19 protein-coding genes are annotated in these 16,468 nt (G+C 33.8%); 12 read left to right on the top strand and 7 right to left on the bottom strand.

The genetic code is table 11. The annotated features are described in order from the left end of the window. Positions 1-130: 130 nt before the first annotated feature. Complete coding sequence (locus ACKI42_RS05365) at positions 131-301, bottom strand: hypothetical protein (protein WP_407403221.1); 171 nt, start codon at positions 299-301, stop codon at positions 131-133. Between the two features lie 736 nt (positions 302-1,037). Between ACKI42_RS05365 and ACKI42_RS05370 the strand changes: the two genes are divergently transcribed. From ACKI42_RS05370 to ACKI42_RS05380, 3 genes are read left to right on the top strand one after another with little or no spacing between them, the layout of a single operon-like run. Then, positions 1,038-1,211, top strand: coding sequence for a hypothetical protein (locus tag ACKI42_RS05370; RefSeq protein WP_407403223.1), 174 nt, complete (start codon positions 1,038-1,040; stop codon positions 1,209-1,211). Continuing rightward, positions 1,198-1,371, top strand: coding sequence for a DUF2314 domain-containing protein (locus ACKI42_RS05375; protein ID WP_407403759.1), 174 nt, complete (start codon positions 1,198-1,200; stop codon positions 1,369-1,371). The genes ACKI42_RS05370 and ACKI42_RS05375 overlap by 14 nt, the downstream gene beginning before the upstream one ends. Continuing rightward, entirely contained in the window at positions 1,358-1,435 is a 78-nt protein-coding gene (locus ACKI42_RS05380; RefSeq protein WP_407403761.1) for a hypothetical protein, read from the top strand. Before ACKI42_RS05375 ends, ACKI42_RS05380 begins: the two co-directional genes overlap by 14 nt. Positions 1,436-1,480: 45 nt before the next feature. Here the strand turns inward: ACKI42_RS05380 and ACKI42_RS05385 are convergent, their stop codons facing one another. From ACKI42_RS05385 to ACKI42_RS05400, 4 genes are all read right to left on the bottom strand, one after another. Continuing rightward, positions 1,481-1,822, bottom strand: a complete 342-nt coding sequence (locus ACKI42_RS05385; protein ID WP_407403225.1) for a hypothetical protein — start codon at positions 1,820-1,822, stop codon at positions 1,481-1,483. 5 nt (positions 1,823-1,827) lie between these two features. Then, positions 1,828-3,867, bottom strand: coding sequence for a S9 family peptidase (locus ACKI42_RS05390; RefSeq protein ID WP_407403227.1), 2,040 nt, complete (start codon positions 3,865-3,867; stop codon positions 1,828-1,830). A gap of 86 nt (positions 3,868-3,953) precedes the next feature. After that, on the bottom strand, positions 3,954-4,694 hold the full coding sequence (locus ACKI42_RS05395; protein WP_407403229.1) for a uroporphyrinogen-III synthase: 741 nt from the start codon (positions 4,692-4,694) through the stop codon (positions 3,954-3,956). A gap of 12 nt (positions 4,695-4,706) precedes the next feature. Then, the gene (locus tag ACKI42_RS05400; RefSeq protein ID WP_407403231.1) at positions 4,707-5,471 is read right to left on the bottom strand and encodes a DUF4271 domain-containing protein; all 765 of its coding nucleotides are present in this window, start codon (positions 5,469-5,471) and stop codon (positions 4,707-4,709) included. Here ACKI42_RS05400 and ACKI42_RS05405 point away from each other — a divergent pair. The 4 genes from ACKI42_RS05405 (at position 5,452) to ACKI42_RS05420 (ending at position 8,863) form a co-directional block, all read left to right on the top strand. Next, positions 5,452-6,168, top strand: a complete 717-nt coding sequence (locus ACKI42_RS05405; RefSeq protein ID WP_407403233.1) for a polyprenol monophosphomannose synthase — start codon at positions 5,452-5,454, stop codon at positions 6,166-6,168. The genes ACKI42_RS05400 and ACKI42_RS05405 overlap by 20 nt on opposite strands. Beyond that, positions 6,165-6,533 carry a DUF4296 domain-containing protein gene (locus ACKI42_RS05410; RefSeq protein ID WP_407403235.1) on the top strand — a complete coding sequence of 123 codons (369 nt, stop codon included), beginning with the start codon at positions 6,165-6,167 and terminating at the stop codon, positions 6,531-6,533. Before ACKI42_RS05405 ends, ACKI42_RS05410 begins: the two co-directional genes overlap by 4 nt. A 79-nt stretch (positions 6,534-6,612) precedes the next feature. Next, a complete protein-coding gene (gene tgt / locus ACKI42_RS05415; RefSeq protein WP_407403237.1) occupies positions 6,613-7,743 on the top strand; it encodes a tRNA guanosine(34) transglycosylase Tgt in 1,131 nt (376 codons plus the stop codon). Between the two features lie 7 nt (positions 7,744-7,750). After that, positions 7,751-8,863: an LptF/LptG family permease gene (locus tag ACKI42_RS05420; RefSeq protein WP_407403239.1), complete on the top strand. Its 1,113-nt coding sequence runs from the start codon at positions 7,751-7,753 to the stop codon at positions 8,861-8,863. Here ACKI42_RS05420 and ACKI42_RS05425 read toward each other — a convergent pair. Continuing rightward, positions 8,857-9,570 (bottom strand): biotin--[acetyl-CoA-carboxylase] ligase, encoded by a 714-nt coding sequence (locus ACKI42_RS05425; protein ID WP_407403241.1) that lies wholly within the window; start codon positions 9,568-9,570, stop codon positions 8,857-8,859. The two genes, ACKI42_RS05420 and ACKI42_RS05425, sit on opposite strands and share 7 nt — an antisense overlap. Before the next feature lie 86 nt (positions 9,571-9,656). On the opposite strand from ACKI42_RS05425, the gene rsfS reads away from it, so the two are divergent. The 5 genes from rsfS to ACKI42_RS05450 all read left to right on the top strand — a co-directional run bounded on the left by rsfS (position 9,657) and on the right by ACKI42_RS05450 (position 14,306). Then, a complete protein-coding gene (gene rsfS, locus ACKI42_RS05430) occupies positions 9,657-10,025 on the top strand; it encodes a ribosome silencing factor (RefSeq protein WP_407403243.1) in 369 nt (122 codons plus the stop codon). 19 nt (positions 10,026-10,044) lie between these two features. Beyond that, positions 10,045-12,033 (top strand): ATP-dependent zinc metalloprotease FtsH, encoded by a 1,989-nt coding sequence (gene ftsH / locus ACKI42_RS05435; RefSeq protein ID WP_407403245.1) that lies wholly within the window; start codon positions 10,045-10,047, stop codon positions 12,031-12,033. Between the two features lie 132 nt (positions 12,034-12,165). Beyond that, positions 12,166-12,747, top strand: coding sequence for an LUD domain-containing protein (locus ACKI42_RS05440; protein ID WP_407403247.1), 582 nt, complete (start codon positions 12,166-12,168; stop codon positions 12,745-12,747). A 29-nt stretch (positions 12,748-12,776) separates the two neighbouring features. Then, entirely contained in the window at positions 12,777-13,649 is an 873-nt protein-coding gene (locus tag ACKI42_RS05445; protein WP_407403249.1) for a phosphatidate cytidylyltransferase, read from the top strand. A 3-nt stretch (positions 13,650-13,652) separates the two neighbouring features. After that, positions 13,653-14,306: a phosphatidylserine decarboxylase family protein gene (locus tag ACKI42_RS05450; protein WP_407403251.1), complete on the top strand. Its 654-nt coding sequence runs from the start codon at positions 13,653-13,655 to the stop codon at positions 14,304-14,306. A 318-nt stretch (positions 14,307-14,624) separates the two neighbouring features. Here ACKI42_RS05450 and ACKI42_RS05455 read toward each other — a convergent pair whose 3' ends face one another. Beyond that, positions 14,625-16,463: an ABC transporter ATP-binding protein gene (locus ACKI42_RS05455; RefSeq protein ID WP_407403253.1), complete on the bottom strand. Its 1,839-nt coding sequence runs from the start codon at positions 16,461-16,463 to the stop codon at positions 14,625-14,627. Between the last annotated feature and the right edge of the window lie 5 nt (positions 16,464-16,468).

A 16,468-nucleotide genomic window follows, 5' to 3' on the forward strand; every position in this document is an offset into this window, starting at 1 on the left:
TAGAACCTTACACATTTTTTCAATCGGAAATAAATATTCATGTGTTTTAATAAACTGATATTTCATCGACCGCTCTTGGAAATGCTCTGGCATTCATGAATACATTAAAAGAAAAATAATCAAAAATGAACTAAAAAATGCAGATTGCTTTTTTTAAGATGTCTCTTTCAAGTTCTGCATCTTTGACTTTTGTCTCCAATTCACGAATTTTCTCCTGCTCAAAAGTCAGCTTCATTTTCCCATTACCAGGAAAGCTTCCTGTTCCAAACTCTTCAAATTCTTTCTTCCATTTATAAAGCAACGTGGCTTTAATACCTAATTCTCTCGCTAATTCTGAAATGTTAGTTCTATCTTTACTTAGTTAACGGCTTTTGTCTTAAAAGCTGAATCATAAATTTTTCGCTCTTGTTTCATATCTTAAAATTAAGGTTTTATGCTTAACTTCAACTGGACACTAAATTAGTACATCCACTATTTCTTTACCAGAAAACTTTCAGTATTACAAGGAAAAATAATAATGAAGATTATATCTTTTATATTACTCATTTTTATCACAACAAGCTGCCAACCAAAAGATAAATTTGATTGGAATGCGGGAATGTAAGCACCATTATATTATTGTGCAACAGGTTCTTTTGTAGAGTATTTCTATAAAGGGAAAAGTATAGCAGGTACATCATCTAATGTAGGTATTGCCCCTGGATGGGTAATTACAAGTGGCGGTTATGTTGGTGTTGATAAAATAGATATGCAAGTGAAAATTGCACCAGATAATAATTCTATTGAAATTTTATTAAACGGAAAACCTTTAGAAACGGATAGCATTCGTATTTACCAACGGTCGGGTGATTATAAGGAATCTTATAAAAATTAATTAAAAGTAGAAAAATTTCCAAATTACACTCCACCAATCATCAAATTTTATTTACAATGAAAAACAAACTATTTTCCGTTATCGCTTTACTTCTTGTTGTATTTTACTCAGCGCAAACTACTGCCGCTAAAAGAAGGAAGCAGATAGGAAATTAGGGAACTCAGTGGTTGAGGTAAGTTCGGTAGATGTTGGGATGAATGAAGCGATGGTGAAGGCAAGACACAACATTTCTCAATTGCAAAATAATGCAGAATACAAAAATTTTAGAGTAAAAATAGCGTTTGCTAGCGATATTGGAGATAAATATTTGTGGATTTCTACCGTTGTTTATTGTTAAGAAAAAGGATGTACTTGCGGGTATTGTAAATTCAAATCCAATGTATACAAAACTGGTGAAATATGATGAAATTGTAGAATTCAAGTTAGACGAAGTTGAAGATTGGATGTATTTCAAAGGAAAACCTACTGATAGGCGGATACACAATACGTGTTTTTAGAGATAGAATGTCTGATAAAGAGAGAGAAAACTTTGATAGAGAATCTGGATATCAATTTGAATAGTATAAAAAAAGCTTGAAAACCCTAAGTCTTCAAGCTTTAAATTTTTTAGATGAGTTCTTCGTCTTGGAAATACTGAATAATCGCTTTTTTCATCAAAATAGACTGTTCGTTGGGTCTTAATTCTGGAAGTTCTTCCAATTTTTCAAACTGTGGCCAACCATCTTCATAATGAGTAAATTTGTAGTATCCAAAAGGCTCAAGCAACCTACAAACTGCAATGTGTAGTAGATTGAGTTTGTCATCTTTTGTATATTTTTGTTGTCCGCTACCTAATTCTTGTAATCCTATAAGGAAAAGTAGAGTTTCTATCGGGGGATTTTTTTCGGTATCGAAATTATCTATAAAAAACTGTTCTATTTTTTTCCAATATTCGGCTTCGTTTATCATACTTCTTATTTTTCTAATTTAAGCAAAAATGCATATTCTTGGGCATCTTCCTTCAAGGATTCGAATCTTCCACTTGCGCCTCCATGTCCAGAACTCATATCTGTTTTGAAAAGCAGGAGATTGTTATCCGTTTTCAATTCTCTTAGTTTTGCAGTCCATTTTGCAGGTTCCCAATATTGCACCTGAGAATCATGAAAACCAGTTGTGATTAGGATATTAGGATATTCTTTCGCTTCTATATTATCGTAGGGCGAATATTCTTTCATATAATGATAATATTCTTTATCATTTGGGTTTCCCCATTCGTCATATTCTCCTGTAGTTAGTGGGATTGTTTCATCCAGCATCGTTGTTACAACATCCACGAAAGGCACTTGTGCTACCACACCATGGAATAATTGAGGTTCATAATTAATCACGGCTCCTATAAGCAATCCACCTGCGCTTCCACCCATTGCATAGAGATGTCTAGAGGAAGTGTAATTTTCTTTTATCAGATATTTTCCAGCATCTATAAAATCAAAGAAAGTATTTTTCTTAGACAGCATTTTACCATCTTCATACCATTCTCTACCTAAATATTCGCCGCCACGTATGTGTGCAATTGCGTAAATAAATCCTCTATCCAATATAGAAAGTCTCACATTAGAAAAACTAGCGTCTACAGTGTGCCCATAGCTTCCATATCCATATAATAGGAGAGGAGTATCTGCAGTTTTTTTGGTGTTTTTGTGATAAACCAATGAAATTGGAATTTTAGTTTCACCATCACGAGAGTCTGCCCAAATTCTTTCTGAGATATAATTTTCCGGCAAAAATAGTCCTCCCAATACTTCTTGCTGTTTTACAAGAGTAGTAGTTTTGGTTTTCATATTATACTCAAAAGTTGAATTTGGCTTTGTAAGAGAAGTATATCCATAATGCAATACTTCTGTGTCAAATTCTAGATTGGTACCAATATAAGTAGTATAAGTAGGATCTGAAAAAGGTAAATAATAAGATTCTTTGGTATCTTCTTCGATGATTTTTATTTGTAATAAACCACTTTCTCTTTCTTCTAAAACCAAATAATTATTAAAAATCTCAAAACCTTCCAATAAAACTTCAGCACGATGCGGAATTACGTCTACCCAATGTTCCATACTGCATTGGTCTATTTTTGTTTTTACGAGTTTAAAATTGAAGGCGTCATCTGCATTGGTAATGATGTAAAATTCGTCTTTATAGTGTTCTACAGAATATTCTAGATCATCTATTCTTGGCTGAATCACCTTCCATTCTGCAAAAACATCGTTGGAAGGGATGAAATAATGTTCATCTGAAATGGTACTAGAACTTGCAAAGAAAATATATTCTTGAGATTTAGTTTTAAAAACATTTACATCAAAAGTATCATCCTTTTCATGAAAAACCAAAACGTCTTTTGAAGAATCTGTTCCCAACTCGTGTCTATAAACTTTGTAAGCACGTAGACTTTTATCTTTTCTTATGTAGAAAACATGTTTATTATCATTTGCCCAAACTGCTTTTCCTGTTGTATTTTTGATGATGTCCGGAAGGATTTCTCCAGTTTGTAGGTTTTTAAAATTCAGATTATAAATTCTTCGTCCTACATTATCTGATGAAAATGAAGCAAGTTCATTATTCGGGCTTACCGCAACATTGGCAACCTCAAAGAAATCTTCTCCTTCAGCAAGCATATTTACATCCAAGATGATCTCATCATCATTGTCCATAGAAAGGTGTTTTCTGCAGAAAATAGGATATTCTTTAGCTTCCTCATACCTTACAATGTACCAATACTCATTGAAAAAATAGGGTAAAGACTCGTCATCTTTTTTATATCGAGCTTTCATTTCCTCGAAAAGTTCTTCTTGTAAGGCAAGGGTATCTTGCATCATAGTCTCTTCGTAGGCATTTTCTTCTTCAAGATATTTTATAACTTCTGGGTTTTCTTTCTCGTTCATCCAAAAGTAATTATCAATCCTGGTATCTCCATGGATTTCTAATCTTTTTTCTATTTTTTTAGCTTGAGGCGCTTTCATTGCAATATTTCTTTCTTCAAATTTAATTAAAAAAAGCCATCTTTCATTATATCGAAAGATGGCTGTAAGTGATAAACTATCTAAAGCTATTTGTGTAAGCTTTTTATGTATTTTTCTAATGCCATTGTCATAGATGGAGTTTCCTTAGTAGGTGCCATCACATCTACAGTAAGCTTAGCCTCTTCAGCCGCATTAAGAGTGGTAGGACCGAAAACCGCAATTTTAGTATCTTCCTGTTTGAAATCTAAAAAGTTTTGCTTTAAAGATTTTATACCTTGTGGACTGAAAAACACCAACATATCATAATCTTTGATATTGATATCTGTGAGATCGCTACATACTGTTCTATACATAATGGCTCTAGTCCAATCTATATTGGCGGAATCTAGAATCCTAATTGTGTCTGGACTCTGTACATCCGAAGAAGGAAGTAAATATTTTTCCGTTGGAAATTTTTTAAATAGAGGAAGCAAATCTGCAAAGTTTTTCTCTCCAAAACTTATCTTCCTTTTTCTATAAACAATATGTTTTTGTAGATAGTTGGCAATTGCTTCAGACTGACAGATGTACCTCATCGTATCGGGTACTGAGTATCTCAGTTCTTCAGCAAGTCTGAAATAATGATCTATCGCATTTTTACTGGTAAAAATAATCCCAGTATACTGCGTCAAATCAATTTTCTGTGTTCTTAATTCTTTGTTGTCTACCCCTTCAACATGGATAAAAGGTCGGAAATCAATCTTTATTTTTTCCTTTTTTGCCATTTCCAGATACGGTGAAGACTCACTTGGTGCTGGTTGAGAAACCAATATAGACTTTATTCTCATCGTGTATTTTTATTAAAAAAATAATAACTTCCAAAGCGCCATTAAAGGCGCTAATTGGAGGGTGCAAATATACAAAAATTTATAATACCATTTTTGTGGTAATAGATTGTTTCTGTGAAACGAATAGAAAAAAACTTTGAATAAACTAACAAATGAGAAAAAATATAAATACACCAAAAATACTTTATTTCTATCTATAGGGAAATAATAGTGGGTAATACACAAAATAATCAAAATTAAAGACAAAATGAAGTAAAATTTCGTGGCTGTGAAGTAAAAAAGACTCCATTTTTTGCTGTCACCCGTACTTTGAAAAAAAATATATCCCAATCCTGTTTTAAATAAATAAAATAACATAATAACAGATAACGAGAGCCCAAATTTGTTCAACTGGTATCCAAAAATCTGCAAATCTGCCACATATTTCGGAATTATGGGTACATATTGTGATATTAATGTTGCCCAACTCAGCGTTACAACGCAAGAAGTAATGATCCAACTTGCCAAATTATTACTCGAGTCATAATATTTTTGAGCCAAAAAATCGAAAATTGTAGCTCCTCTTTCTATAATATTAAACATGAATATATAGAGAAACAAACATCCAATAAGGATGAAAACTACCCAATCATTGTTTTCGGGTATTCTTATTTGATTGGTAAAGGGTTGTGATAGTGGCAAAGGTTTGTTTTTTGCAAAATTATAGATTATTTTCTTTAAAATAAAAAGCTTAAATAAACTATATTTGCAAATTGAAATGAAAAAACTCGTCATCATCCCCACATACAACGAAAAGGAAAATATTGAAAAAATAATTTCTGAGGTTTTTGCGCTGCCAGATGATTATCATGTTTTGGTAGTAGATGACTCTTCACCTGACAAAACGGCGGATATTGTAAGAAAAATGCAAAATATGTATCCTCACAATCTGCATTTATCTGTAAGAAAGGTAAAGGATGGACTAGGAAAAGCCTATTTGCATGGTTTCCAATGGGCGCTACAAAATAAATATGACTATATTTTTGAGATGGATGCTGATTTTTCTCACAATCCCCAAGATTTGCCCAAACTTTATGAAGCGTGCCTCCATGCAGATATGGCAGTAGGATCGCGATATTCAAAAGGGGTAAACGTAGTCAACTGGCCAATGGGTAGAGTGCTATTGTCTTATTTTGCATCAAAATATGTAAGGTTTATTTTGGGTATACCCATACATGATACAACGGCGGGCTTCGTCTGTTTTTCAAAAAAAACATTAGAGCAAATTGGTCTTGGCGATGTAAAATTGAAAGGGTATGGTTTTCAGATAGAAATGAAATTTAGAGCCTTCAAAAAAGGATTCAAAATAGTTGAAGTTCCTATTATATTTACCAATAGGATATTGGGAGAAAGCAAAATGAATGGAGGTATCATCCATGAAGCGGTGTTTGGCGTTTTAAATTTAAAATGGAAATCGCTAATCAATAAATTATGAGAAGACTAGTAAGCCTTTTTGCTCTATTATTACTATTTTCTTGTAGTGAATATATTGACAAGCCCAAAAACCTGCTGGATACTACTACAATGGCAGAAATAATGGCAGATTTGGCTATTAATGACCAAATATCATTTACCTATACCAACAAAAATCTAGAGAGTGGTACGCGGTTTATTCTTAAGGAACACCAAGTGAATGCACAAGATTTTGTAGAAAGCTACAAATATTATGTAATGACAAAGAAAATGAACAAAATTGTAGATAAGGCTCAGGATATTCTTCTAGAGAAAGATCCAAAAGCAAAACAATTTGTAAAAGATAAATTAGGAAAATCTAACTCTCTGCCTGCTTTAGTAAAGTAATATGTTTTTTTTTGATTAAATGAAAAAACAAATATCTAAAGTGTAAATTCTACAAATGCAGTAAGTAATAATTATACAAATGAAATTTTTTAATATAATAAAAACCTCAAAAGGTAAAGCGCGCGCTGGCGAAATGATGACGGATCATGGGATGATACAAACTCCTATTTTCATGCCTGTAGGAACTGTAGCAAGTGTAAAAACAGTGCACCAAAGAGAACTTAAAGACGATATAAAAGCCCAAATTATACTAGGAAATACCTACCATCTTTACTTGCGTCCTGGAATGGAAGTGATGGAGAATGCGGGCGGTTTGCATAAATTCATGAATTGGAATGGCCCAATTCTTACAGATTCTGGCGGTTTCCAAGTATTTTCACTTTCAAAAAGTAGAAAAATGTCGGAAGAAGGCGTAAAATTTAAGTCGCATATCGACGGAAGTTACCATCTTTTTACTCCAGAAAAATCAATGGAAATCCAAAGAAAAATTGGAGCAGACATTTTCATGGCTTTTGACGAGTGTGTAGCCTATCCAGCCACTTATAACCAAGTAAAATCATCTATGAAGATGACGCACCGTTGGCTAAAAAGATGTATAGATTGGAATGCTGCCAACCCAGAACTTTATGGGTACAAGCAAAGATTTTTCCCTATTGTACAGGGTTCTACATTTTCAGATTTGAGAAAAATTTCGGCAGAAGTAATCTCAGAAGCTGGAGCAGAAGGTAATGCTATTGGCGGACTTTCTGTGGGAGAACCAGAAGATGAACTGTACAGAATCACAGATGAGGTAACGGATATCTTACCAAAAGAAAAACCTCGTTATCTAATGGGTGTAGGTACACCATGGAATATCCTTGAATCTATCGGTCTTGGTATAGATATGATGGATTGTGTGATGCCAACAAGAAATGCCAGAAACGGAATGATCTTTACATGGCAAGGTGTCATGAACCTTAAAAATGAAAAATGGAAACAGGATTTTTCACCTTTAGATGAGTTCGGAACAAGCTTTGTAGACCAAGAATATTCTAAAGCGTATGTGCGTCATTTGTTTGTTTCTAAAGAATATTTGGGTAAACAAATTGCCTCTATCCATAACTTGGCATTTTATCTAGAATTGGTAAGAGTGGCTAGAGAACACATTATCGCAGGAGATTTCTACGAGTGGAAAGACTCTATAGTACCGATCCTAAGACAAAGAATGTAATCTTATTATGCTAAAAATTGTAGACAGATATATCGTTAGAAATTACCTTGGAACCTTTGGTTTCATGCTGATATTACTGTCTACAGTTGTTTTGGTGATAGATGTTCAGCAGAAAATACCTCGTATAGAAACCGCAACGGCAGTAGATGCCAAACTAAATCTGACGTATTTTTTGATACACTTTTATCCATTTTGGATTATCAACCTTGTGGTAACTTTTTTGGCTATTTTAGTCTTTATATCTGTGATTTATTTCACATCACGTCTGGCTAATAATACCGAGATTGTAGCCATTATTAGTAGTGGAGCTAGTTTTCACAGATTTGCGAAGCCCTATTTGCTTACCTCACTTCTCCTTTCTGTCATATCTTTGGGTGTCAATCATTTTGTACTGCCTTGGGCGAATATCAAGAAAAACAAATTGGAAGCCTACACGATGAGTGCTACCAATAAAGAGAAAGTGTTAGGTACGGCTGCAGTATCAGCACAAATTACCAAAACTGAATATATATTCTTTAATTCTTGGAACAAAAAAGAGTACAAGGGTTATGGTTTTATCTACAAAAAGTTTGATAAAAATCGTAGAATGATCTACGAATTGAAAGCTTCTGATGCATATTGGGATGCTGCAAAAAAACAATTTGTACTCAATACTTACCTAGAAAAAACCATCCATAAAGATGATACACAAAAACTAGGGAAAGGGGTTGAAATGAGGAAAAGCTTCGGACAAGCACCTGAAGAATTGTTTCCAAACGAACTTTTAGGTCAAAATAAAAATACCCCAGAGCTAATTCAATTTATAAAAAGAGAAAAAGAGAAGGGAAACAGCAACCTCAATACCTATCTTAATGAGTTGCATCAGCGTACTTCTATGCCTGTATCTATTATTCTGCTTACCTTTTTGGCACTATCCTTATCTTCACAAAAAAGACGAGGTGGTTTAGGCGCAAATTTGGCTATTGGGATATCACTAGCCTTTGTATTTGTATTTTCATTCGAGGCGATGAAGGTGGTTTCGGAAAACAAAAGTCTGTCGCCAGCATTAGCCATGTGGTTACCCAATATTATTTTCTTTCCGCTTACCTTAATTCTTTATATCAGGAGAGCCAATCAATAGAGTAGTTTAATTTGCTTTAGATTAAACGATTGCAACCCAGATTCCAATTCTACCCACAATTTACCATCAGAATCAGCATTTTTTATAATGCCATTTTGTCGTTCATTGATCATTTCAAAAACAGATATGCTATCTTTTCTAAATAGATTTTTGTTAAATTTTTCAAGAATTTCTTCTGCTGAACAATCCTTAGGATAATTTTGAATTAAAAAATCATGCAATTCTTGAGCAAATAGATGAAGATCAAAAATTTTCTCAGTTTGTGTATATAATGAGCCCGCATTGTTAATACCTTCAAATTTTTTTTGTAGGATATTGATGCCAATTCCCACAATATAATATCCATTACCTTCGATTCTCTTCTTTTCAATTAAAATTCCTGCTACTTTCTTTTTTTTAATAATAAGATCATTTGGCCATTTAATTTCTACTTCAGATGCTGTCATTTTGGCTAAAAACTCTCTCGTAAGGATTGCGGTATAGTAATTGAACAAAATATCGGTAAGTATAATGTTTTCAGCCTTTATAGCCAAAGTATATGCAAGGTTCTCTTCCGGTGCAGAAATCCAAGAATTTCCGTATTGTCCTCTTCCTTTTTTTTGATTGAATGTGTAAAGACCAATATAATTTAAATTAGGATAAAGTAAAACTTGAGATATTTCGTCATTAGTAGAGGAACAGTCTTTTTGGTAGAAGATTTGGCTCATTTATGAAAACTTTAAGAGATTAAAGCCCTAAAAATAAGGCTAAAGTAAAAGAAAAACAATAAATTTGCAGATTATAGTATATTTTAATGAACAAAACAGTAGAAAAGCAAGCGCTAATAGATAAAATTGTAGAAGGCATACAAGATGTAAAAGGTGAAGACATCATGATTTTTGATCTATCGAACATCGAAAACTCCGTAGCAGAAACATTTATAATTTGTAGTGGTAATTCAAACACACATGTATCTGCATTAGCAGGAAGTGTAGAAAAAAAGGTAAGAAACGAACTCCAAGACAGACCTTGGCATGTAGAAGGTACAGAAAACTCTACTTGGGTATTAGTAGATTACGTGACAGTGGTGGTACATATTTTCCAAAAAGAAACTCGTGAATATTACGATATCGAAGAACTTTGGGGAGATGCTAACATCACAAAAATAGAAAATGAAATTTAAAAATTTTTAAAAGTTATAAATGAATAATAAAGGATTTAACTGGTTTTTTCCGATTGCAATAATAGCCCTTTTGTTATTTTTCGTCTCAAATTTTTTAGGAGATAACAATGCGAAATCTATTGATGAAGATGCTTTCTTCAGAGAAATGCAGGCGGGGAAAATTCAGAATGTATTAATAGATAAACAAGCTCAAAAGGCTGAAGTATTTTTAACACAAAACGCAAAAGCTGCAATAGTAAGCAAGGAAAAAAAGGTAGATAATCCTTTCTCTAGTTTGGGGATGAACGCTAAGGCAGATTATACCCTTAAATATGGAGATCTACAGCTTTTCTTAGAGAAATTTGAGAATATTAAAACTACAAATTCTGCTATTCAAACATCTAAGGATTATGCTGAAGGAGAAAGTCCACTAGTGAGCGTTCTTCTCCAAGCATTGGTATGGATTGTAATTTTAGGATTATTTTACTTCGTTCTTTTCAGAAAGATGGGCGGAGGCGGAGGCGGACCTGGTGGACAAATTTTTTCCATTGGGAAATCTAAAGCTAAATTGTTTGATGAAAAAGATAAAATACAGGTAACATTCAAAGATGTTGCAGGATTAGAAGGTGCAAAAGAGGAAGTACAAGAAGTAGTAGATTTCTTGAAAAATTCAGAAAAATACACCAAATTGGGAGGTAAAATCCCTAAAGGTGTATTATTAGTAGGCCCTCCAGGAACAGGTAAAACTTTGCTAGCGAAAGCAGTGGCAGGAGAAGCTAAAGTTCCATTCTTCTCACTCTCAGGATCAGATTTTGTAGAGATGTTTGTGGGAGTTGGTGCTTCTAGAGTAAGAGATTTGTTTGCACAAGCAAGAGCAAAATCACCAGCTATTATCTTCATTGATGAGATTGATGCTATTGGTAGAGCAAGAGGTAAAAATAATTTCTCTGGTGGTAATGATGAAAGAGAAAATACCTTGAACCAATTGCTAACTGAAATGGATGGTTTTGGTACGGATGTAAACGTGATTGTAATGGCGGCTACCAACAGAGCAGATATCTTAGATAAAGCTTTGATGAGAGCAGGACGTTTTGATCGTTCTGTTTATGTAGATTTGCCGGAGCTTCACGAGAGAAAAGAAATTTTTGATGTTCATTTATTGAAAATTAAGACAGATGATACTGTAGATAGAGATTTCTTAGCAAAACAAACTCCAGGGTTTAGTGGGGCAGATATTGCCAATGTTTGTAATGAAGCAGCGCTTATAGCAGCAAGAAATGCTCACGAATTTGTGACAAAACAAGATTTCTTGGACGCTGTAGATAGAATCATTGGTGGTCTTGAAAAGAAGAATATGGCAATTAAACCTTCTGAGAAGAAAAGAGTAGCCTTCCACGAAGCTGGTCACGCGACAATTAGCTGGTTGGTAGAGCATGCGTCTCCCCTGCTGAAAGTAACTATTGTACCAAGAGGTCGTTCTTTAGGTGCAGCATGGTACTTACCAGAAGAAAGACAACTTACAACTACAGAACAGATGCTAGATGAGATGTGTGCCACATTGGGTGGTAGAGCAGCAGAGCAAGTAATATTTAATAATATTTCTACAGGAGCATTATCAGATTTAGAAACCGTAACCAAGAGAGCACAAGCGATGGTTACCGTATACGGATTAAGTCCTAATATTGGAAATATATCTTACTATGATAGTTCTGGACAGTCTGAGTACAACTTTGGTAAACCTTATTCTGAATCTACGGCTTCTAAAATAGATGCAGAGATAAAATCTATTATAGAAAATCAGTATGATAGAGCAATACAAATTCTTACAGATAACAAAGATAAATTGAATGCTTTGGCGAATAAACTTCTAGAAAAAGAAGTTATCTTCAGAGAGGATCTTGAGGAAATATTTGGTAAAAGAGCATGGGATCCTGAACTAACGGAGAGACCTGTAACCAATACCATTAATTTGCAAGAAAAAGAAGAGCGTATTGAAACTCAGGCTCCTGAGAGTTCAACTCAAATTTAAAAAAATTAGACACAGTTCTCAAAACCCAATGATGAAAAATTCATTGGGTTTTTTAATTTTATATGGGGATTATTATACAAGTTCTAATTTAATTTTCTATTTTTGTAGTAAGTTGACAAAAAATATCATACGTTGAGTTTATTTAAAAGAATTGTAAGCAAACTTACCAATCAGCCTGAGGACGACGAGCAACAAAGTCTTGAGAAACTAGGAGATTCGCTGAAAAATGCCGATCTAGATTACAAATTTGCACAATTGTTTACTCATTCTGGAGGATTTTTCAATTATTGTGCAGATGAAGCAGAAGCCCTGCATACATTGAATCAGATTTTGAAAATTGAAGAATCTCACTCTGTATTTTGCTGTGATAAAGATTTGCAGAGTTTTCTTGATGTGGTGAAGATTCCTTATACTTCAGATCTTGCAACTCAAAATGATACTGCATTTATCTCTTGCGAATATCTTATTGCTTATGATGGTAGAATTATGTTATCTCACAATAATATCCTGCATTACCACTCTTCAAGATTACCTACCAAAATTATTATTATCGCCAATATTTCCCAAATTGTAAATAATCTAAATGATGCAATGGGTAAAATAAAACGTACAGGAAATATCAAAAACCTTACTTCTATTAGTGGAAACCATTCAAAATTGGACGTGGCAGCCAATAATAGTACAAAATTATTCTTGCTATTGTTAGAAGATTAATTAAAATCTAAAAACTTAACTCTACCATTTTGGACAAAAATATTATTCAGAGAACCCTCTCGGGGATTGTGTATATCGCAGTTATATTTCTTTGTACCACGCCTTTTGGCTCTCAGTTGATTGATCTTATTTCTCCTGGCCTCATCCAGCAACATTATCTTTATTATGGTTTGATCTCTTTTCTATTGATAGTAGGAACTTGGGAATGCATCAAAATAATGAAGTTTAGCAATAGCTACGAAAAGTGGATTGTTTTTCCCTTGGTGCTTTTCGTATTCTATATGTTCTCTAAAAGGTATTTCGGACACGGATTTTATTTCGATTTTAGATTATCAGAAGTACTTGCGCTAGCCCTAGTTTTAATAGCTGTCATTACCTTGTTTAAATTTACTTCCGAATTATATATCGATAGTGGAAAGCTAATTTTCACCGTAATCTATGTAGCATTGCCCTTCTCTTTCGCATTAGGGTTACCGAAATATTCTTCCATTGAAAATACATTTTCGCTAGAAGTTATCTTCTTATTTGTGTTGATTTGGAGCAGTGATACCTTTGCCTATTTGGTAGGTAAATTTTTCGGAAAACATAAGATGGCTCCAAAAATTTCGCCTAAGAAAACTTGGGAAGGATATGCTGGTGGTGTAGTTCTTACCTTGGTATTATCTTATTTCGTAGAGCAATATCAACCACAGCTTAGATGCAATTGGATGGTAGTAGGTTTTCTTATTGCCGCTTTTGCTCCATTAGGAGATTTGGTAGAAAGTCAATTGAAAAGAACCTTTGGCGTGAAGGATAGTGGAAACATTATCCCTGGACACGGTGGAGTATTAGATAGACTAGATAGTTTTTTAATCTGCGTTCCTGTCGTATATTTGTACTTTATTTTAGAAAAATTTATATAACTCATGAAATTACATAAGGAGTCCAAAGGAACCATCACGGTTGCTACTATACTTTTCGCGATTATTGCCACAGTATCTATCTACTTTTTAGAGATGTATTCGCTTTTGGTTATTATGCCAATACTCGTAATCTACGGATTGGTTTTTTGGTTCTTTAGAGTTCCAGAACGTAACATCTTAGATCATGTAGAGAATGTGATTGCTCCCGTAGATGGGAAAGTAGTGATGATAAAAGAGGTAGACGAAACCGAATTTATAAAAGGGAAAGCGATACAAGTGTCTATCTTTATGTCACCGCTTAATGTTCATATTTGTAGATATCCAGTTTCTGGTAATGTAATTTACAAGAAATATCACCCAGGAAAATATTTGGTAGCTTGGCACGAAAAATCTTCTACAGAAAACGAAAGAACAACGGTAGCTGTAGAAACTAAGACTAATCATAAAGTAGTATTCAGGCAGATTGCGGGATATGTTGCGAGAAGAATTGTTTTCTATTGTAATGAGGGCGATGCTGCAAAAGCTGGACATGAGTTTGGTTTTATAAAATTCGGGTCTAGAATGGACGTATTTTTACCTTTAGACACAGAGATTGTATGCAAGATCGGTGATATTACCAAAGGCGGTATTGATGTAATTGCAAAACTAAAAAAATAGGATTTACTATTTAAATAAAATATAAGGCTGTTTCATTTTGAAGCAGTCTTTTTTTTGGTTTAAACTTAAATTAATATCAACCTTCTCAAACGTAGTGACGATTTATCCAAAACCTTTAGAGGATTTAGAGAAAACGTATAGAAGTTTTACTTAAAAGATATTGAAGACTTGGTACAGCGCATAATTAGGGACTTTTGAGCATGCTTAAAATGAGTTCAAAACTTCGTTCGAATTCATCATTTAAATTAAATGAAGGCATAAAAAAAAGTACTTCAAAGAGAAGTACTTTTTATATATTGAGATTTAATCAAATCAATATTAATCGAAATTTTGCAATTCTACCAACTTGTGGTAAGTTCCTTTTTTCGCAATTAGTTCTTGATGGCTTCCTTGTTCTACAATGAGTCCTTTTTCCATGACCACAATCCAATCTGCTTTTTGTATCGTAGAAAGTCTGTGGGCAATCACTAATGAAGTTCTGTTTTCCATCATTTTTTCAAGTGCATCTTGTACAAATTTCTCAGATTCTGTATCCAAAGCAGAAGTGGCTTCATCCAAAATCATAATAGGAGGATTCTTTAGGACGGCTCTTGCAATAGACACTCTCTGTTTCTGTCCACCAGATAACTTTCCTCCATCGTCACCAATGTTAGAATCGTATCCATCTGGTAATTGAGAGATAAAGGAGTCTGCATTAGCAATCTTAGCAGCTGCTATAACTTCTTCTTTTGTAGCATCAGGTTTCCCCATCAAGATATTATTAAACACCGTATCGTTGAATAACACAGATTCTTGAGTTACCATCCCTAATAGTTTTCTGTATTGGTCTAGTTTTAAATGCTTAATGTTGGTATCATCAATAAGAATATCACCTTCGGAAACATCATAAAAACGAGCCAAAAGATTGGCAATAGTTGTTTTACCACTACCACTTTGTCCTACCAATGCTACTGTTTTTCCTTTCGGAATCACCAAATTGAAATTCTTTAGGATCACGTTGTCTTTATCGTAATAAAAACCAATGTTTTTAAACTCAATTTGATTATTCAATGTGTCTATAGCAACAGGTTCTGCAACGTCTTCTATCTTTACATCGGCATCCAAAATTTCCAAAACTCTCTTTAGAGAAGCTTCTCCCTTTTGTACATTGGATATTGAAGTAGACAAACTTTTAGCAGGAGGCAAAATTTGGAAGAACATCCCTAGAAAAACTAAAAAGTCTTCAGGAGAAATACTTTTTTCTACGATAATTTGTTTTCCTCCGTACCAAGCGATGATAAGGAATGTAATAGATCCTAAAAACTCACTCATAGGAGAGGCAAGTTCTTTTTTTCTACCTAAGTTGATAGAACTAGAAATCCATCTTTGCATGGATTGCATAAAGCGGTTATCCATTATTTTTTCTGCATTGAATATTTTGATGACCTTTGTAGATTTTAAAGTTTCATCAACAATAGAAAACAGCGTTCCCATTTCATTTTGTGCTTCATGAGAATCTTTTTTTAGACTTTTACCAATCAAAGCAATCATTGTACCCATCACAGGCAAAACAAGTAATGAAAAGAGCGTCATTTCAGGGCTTAGCCAATATAAGGTAATTAGCGTACTAATAAGCATAAATGGAGCGTTGATAAGCTCTGATAGACTTCCCAGGATATTTCCTTCTACTTCGCCTACATCATTAGACATACGCGACATTAGATCGCCCTTTCTTCTCTCTGTAAAAAAAGATACAGGAAGAGATAAAATCTTGCGGTACATGGCACCACGAAGATCTTTGGTAACACCAACACGATAGTTGATTAATAAAAAAGAACCCAAATATCTAAAGAGGTTTCTCAGTAAAAATGTAAATGCAGTGATGATACAAAGCCAAGCCAAAACATTTAGGGTCCCGTGTTGCTCTACTAGATTTTGTACATAATAATTAGAATATTCTTTAAGATAACCGAAAGCGTCTGTCAGTTCTCCAGAATAAGTAGGAGCAGATTTATATTTTTCTGGCTTAATAGTTCCAAATAACATTCCTAAAACAGGAAGAATAGTACCTAAAGATGCGATTTGGAAGACCGAGTACATAATATTGAAGAACAAACTTCCGTAAATGTATTTTTGGTGCGGCTTCGCAAATTTTAGGATTTTTATATACTCATTCATTCAAT

The sequence above is a fragment of the Chryseobacterium sp. genome, assembly GCF_045629545.1.
GTDB lineage: Bacteria > Bacteroidota > Bacteroidia > Flavobacteriales > Weeksellaceae > Chryseobacterium.

What these genes read in the sequence shown, in the direction of transcription:
- ACKI42_RS05425 (WP_407403241.1), bottom strand. Translation starts at nt 9,570, where the DNA reads ATGAGCCAAATCTTCTACCAAAAAGACTGTTCCTCTACTAATGACGAA.
- ACKI42_RS05395 (WP_407403229.1), bottom strand. Translation starts at nt 4,694, where the DNA reads ATGAGAATAAAGTCTATATTGGTTTCTCAACCAGCACCAAGTGAGTCT.
- ACKI42_RS05420 (WP_407403239.1), top strand. Translation starts at nt 7,751, where the DNA reads ATGCTAAAAATTGTAGACAGATATATCGTTAGAAATTACCTTGGAACC.
- ACKI42_RS05450 (WP_407403251.1), top strand. Translation starts at nt 13,653, where the DNA reads ATGAAATTACATAAGGAGTCCAAAGGAACCATCACGGTTGCTACTATA.
- ftsH (WP_407403245.1), top strand. Translation starts at nt 10,045, where the DNA reads ATGAATAATAAAGGATTTAACTGGTTTTTTCCGATTGCAATAATAGCC.
- ACKI42_RS05400 (WP_407403231.1), bottom strand. Translation starts at nt 5,471, where the DNA reads ATGATGACGAGTTTTTTCATTTCAATTTGCAAATATAGTTTATTTAAG.
- ACKI42_RS05390 (WP_407403227.1), bottom strand. Translation starts at nt 3,867, where the DNA reads ATGAAAGCGCCTCAAGCTAAAAAAATAGAAAAAAGATTAGAAATCCAT.
- ACKI42_RS05385 (WP_407403225.1), bottom strand. Translation starts at nt 1,822, where the DNA reads ATGATAAACGAAGCCGAATATTGGAAAAAAATAGAACAGTTTTTTATA.
- ACKI42_RS05405 (WP_407403233.1), top strand. Translation starts at nt 5,452, where the DNA reads ATGAAAAAACTCGTCATCATCCCCACATACAACGAAAAGGAAAATATT.
- ACKI42_RS05455 (WP_407403253.1), bottom strand. Translation starts at nt 16,463, where the DNA reads ATGAATGAGTATATAAAAATCCTAAAATTTGCGAAGCCGCACCAAAAA.
- tgt (WP_407403237.1), top strand. Translation starts at nt 6,613, where the DNA reads ATGAAATTTTTTAATATAATAAAAACCTCAAAAGGTAAAGCGCGCGCT.
- ACKI42_RS05410 (WP_407403235.1), top strand. Translation starts at nt 6,165, where the DNA reads ATGAGAAGACTAGTAAGCCTTTTTGCTCTATTATTACTATTTTCTTGT.
- rsfS (WP_407403243.1), top strand. Translation starts at nt 9,657, where the DNA reads ATGAACAAAACAGTAGAAAAGCAAGCGCTAATAGATAAAATTGTAGAA.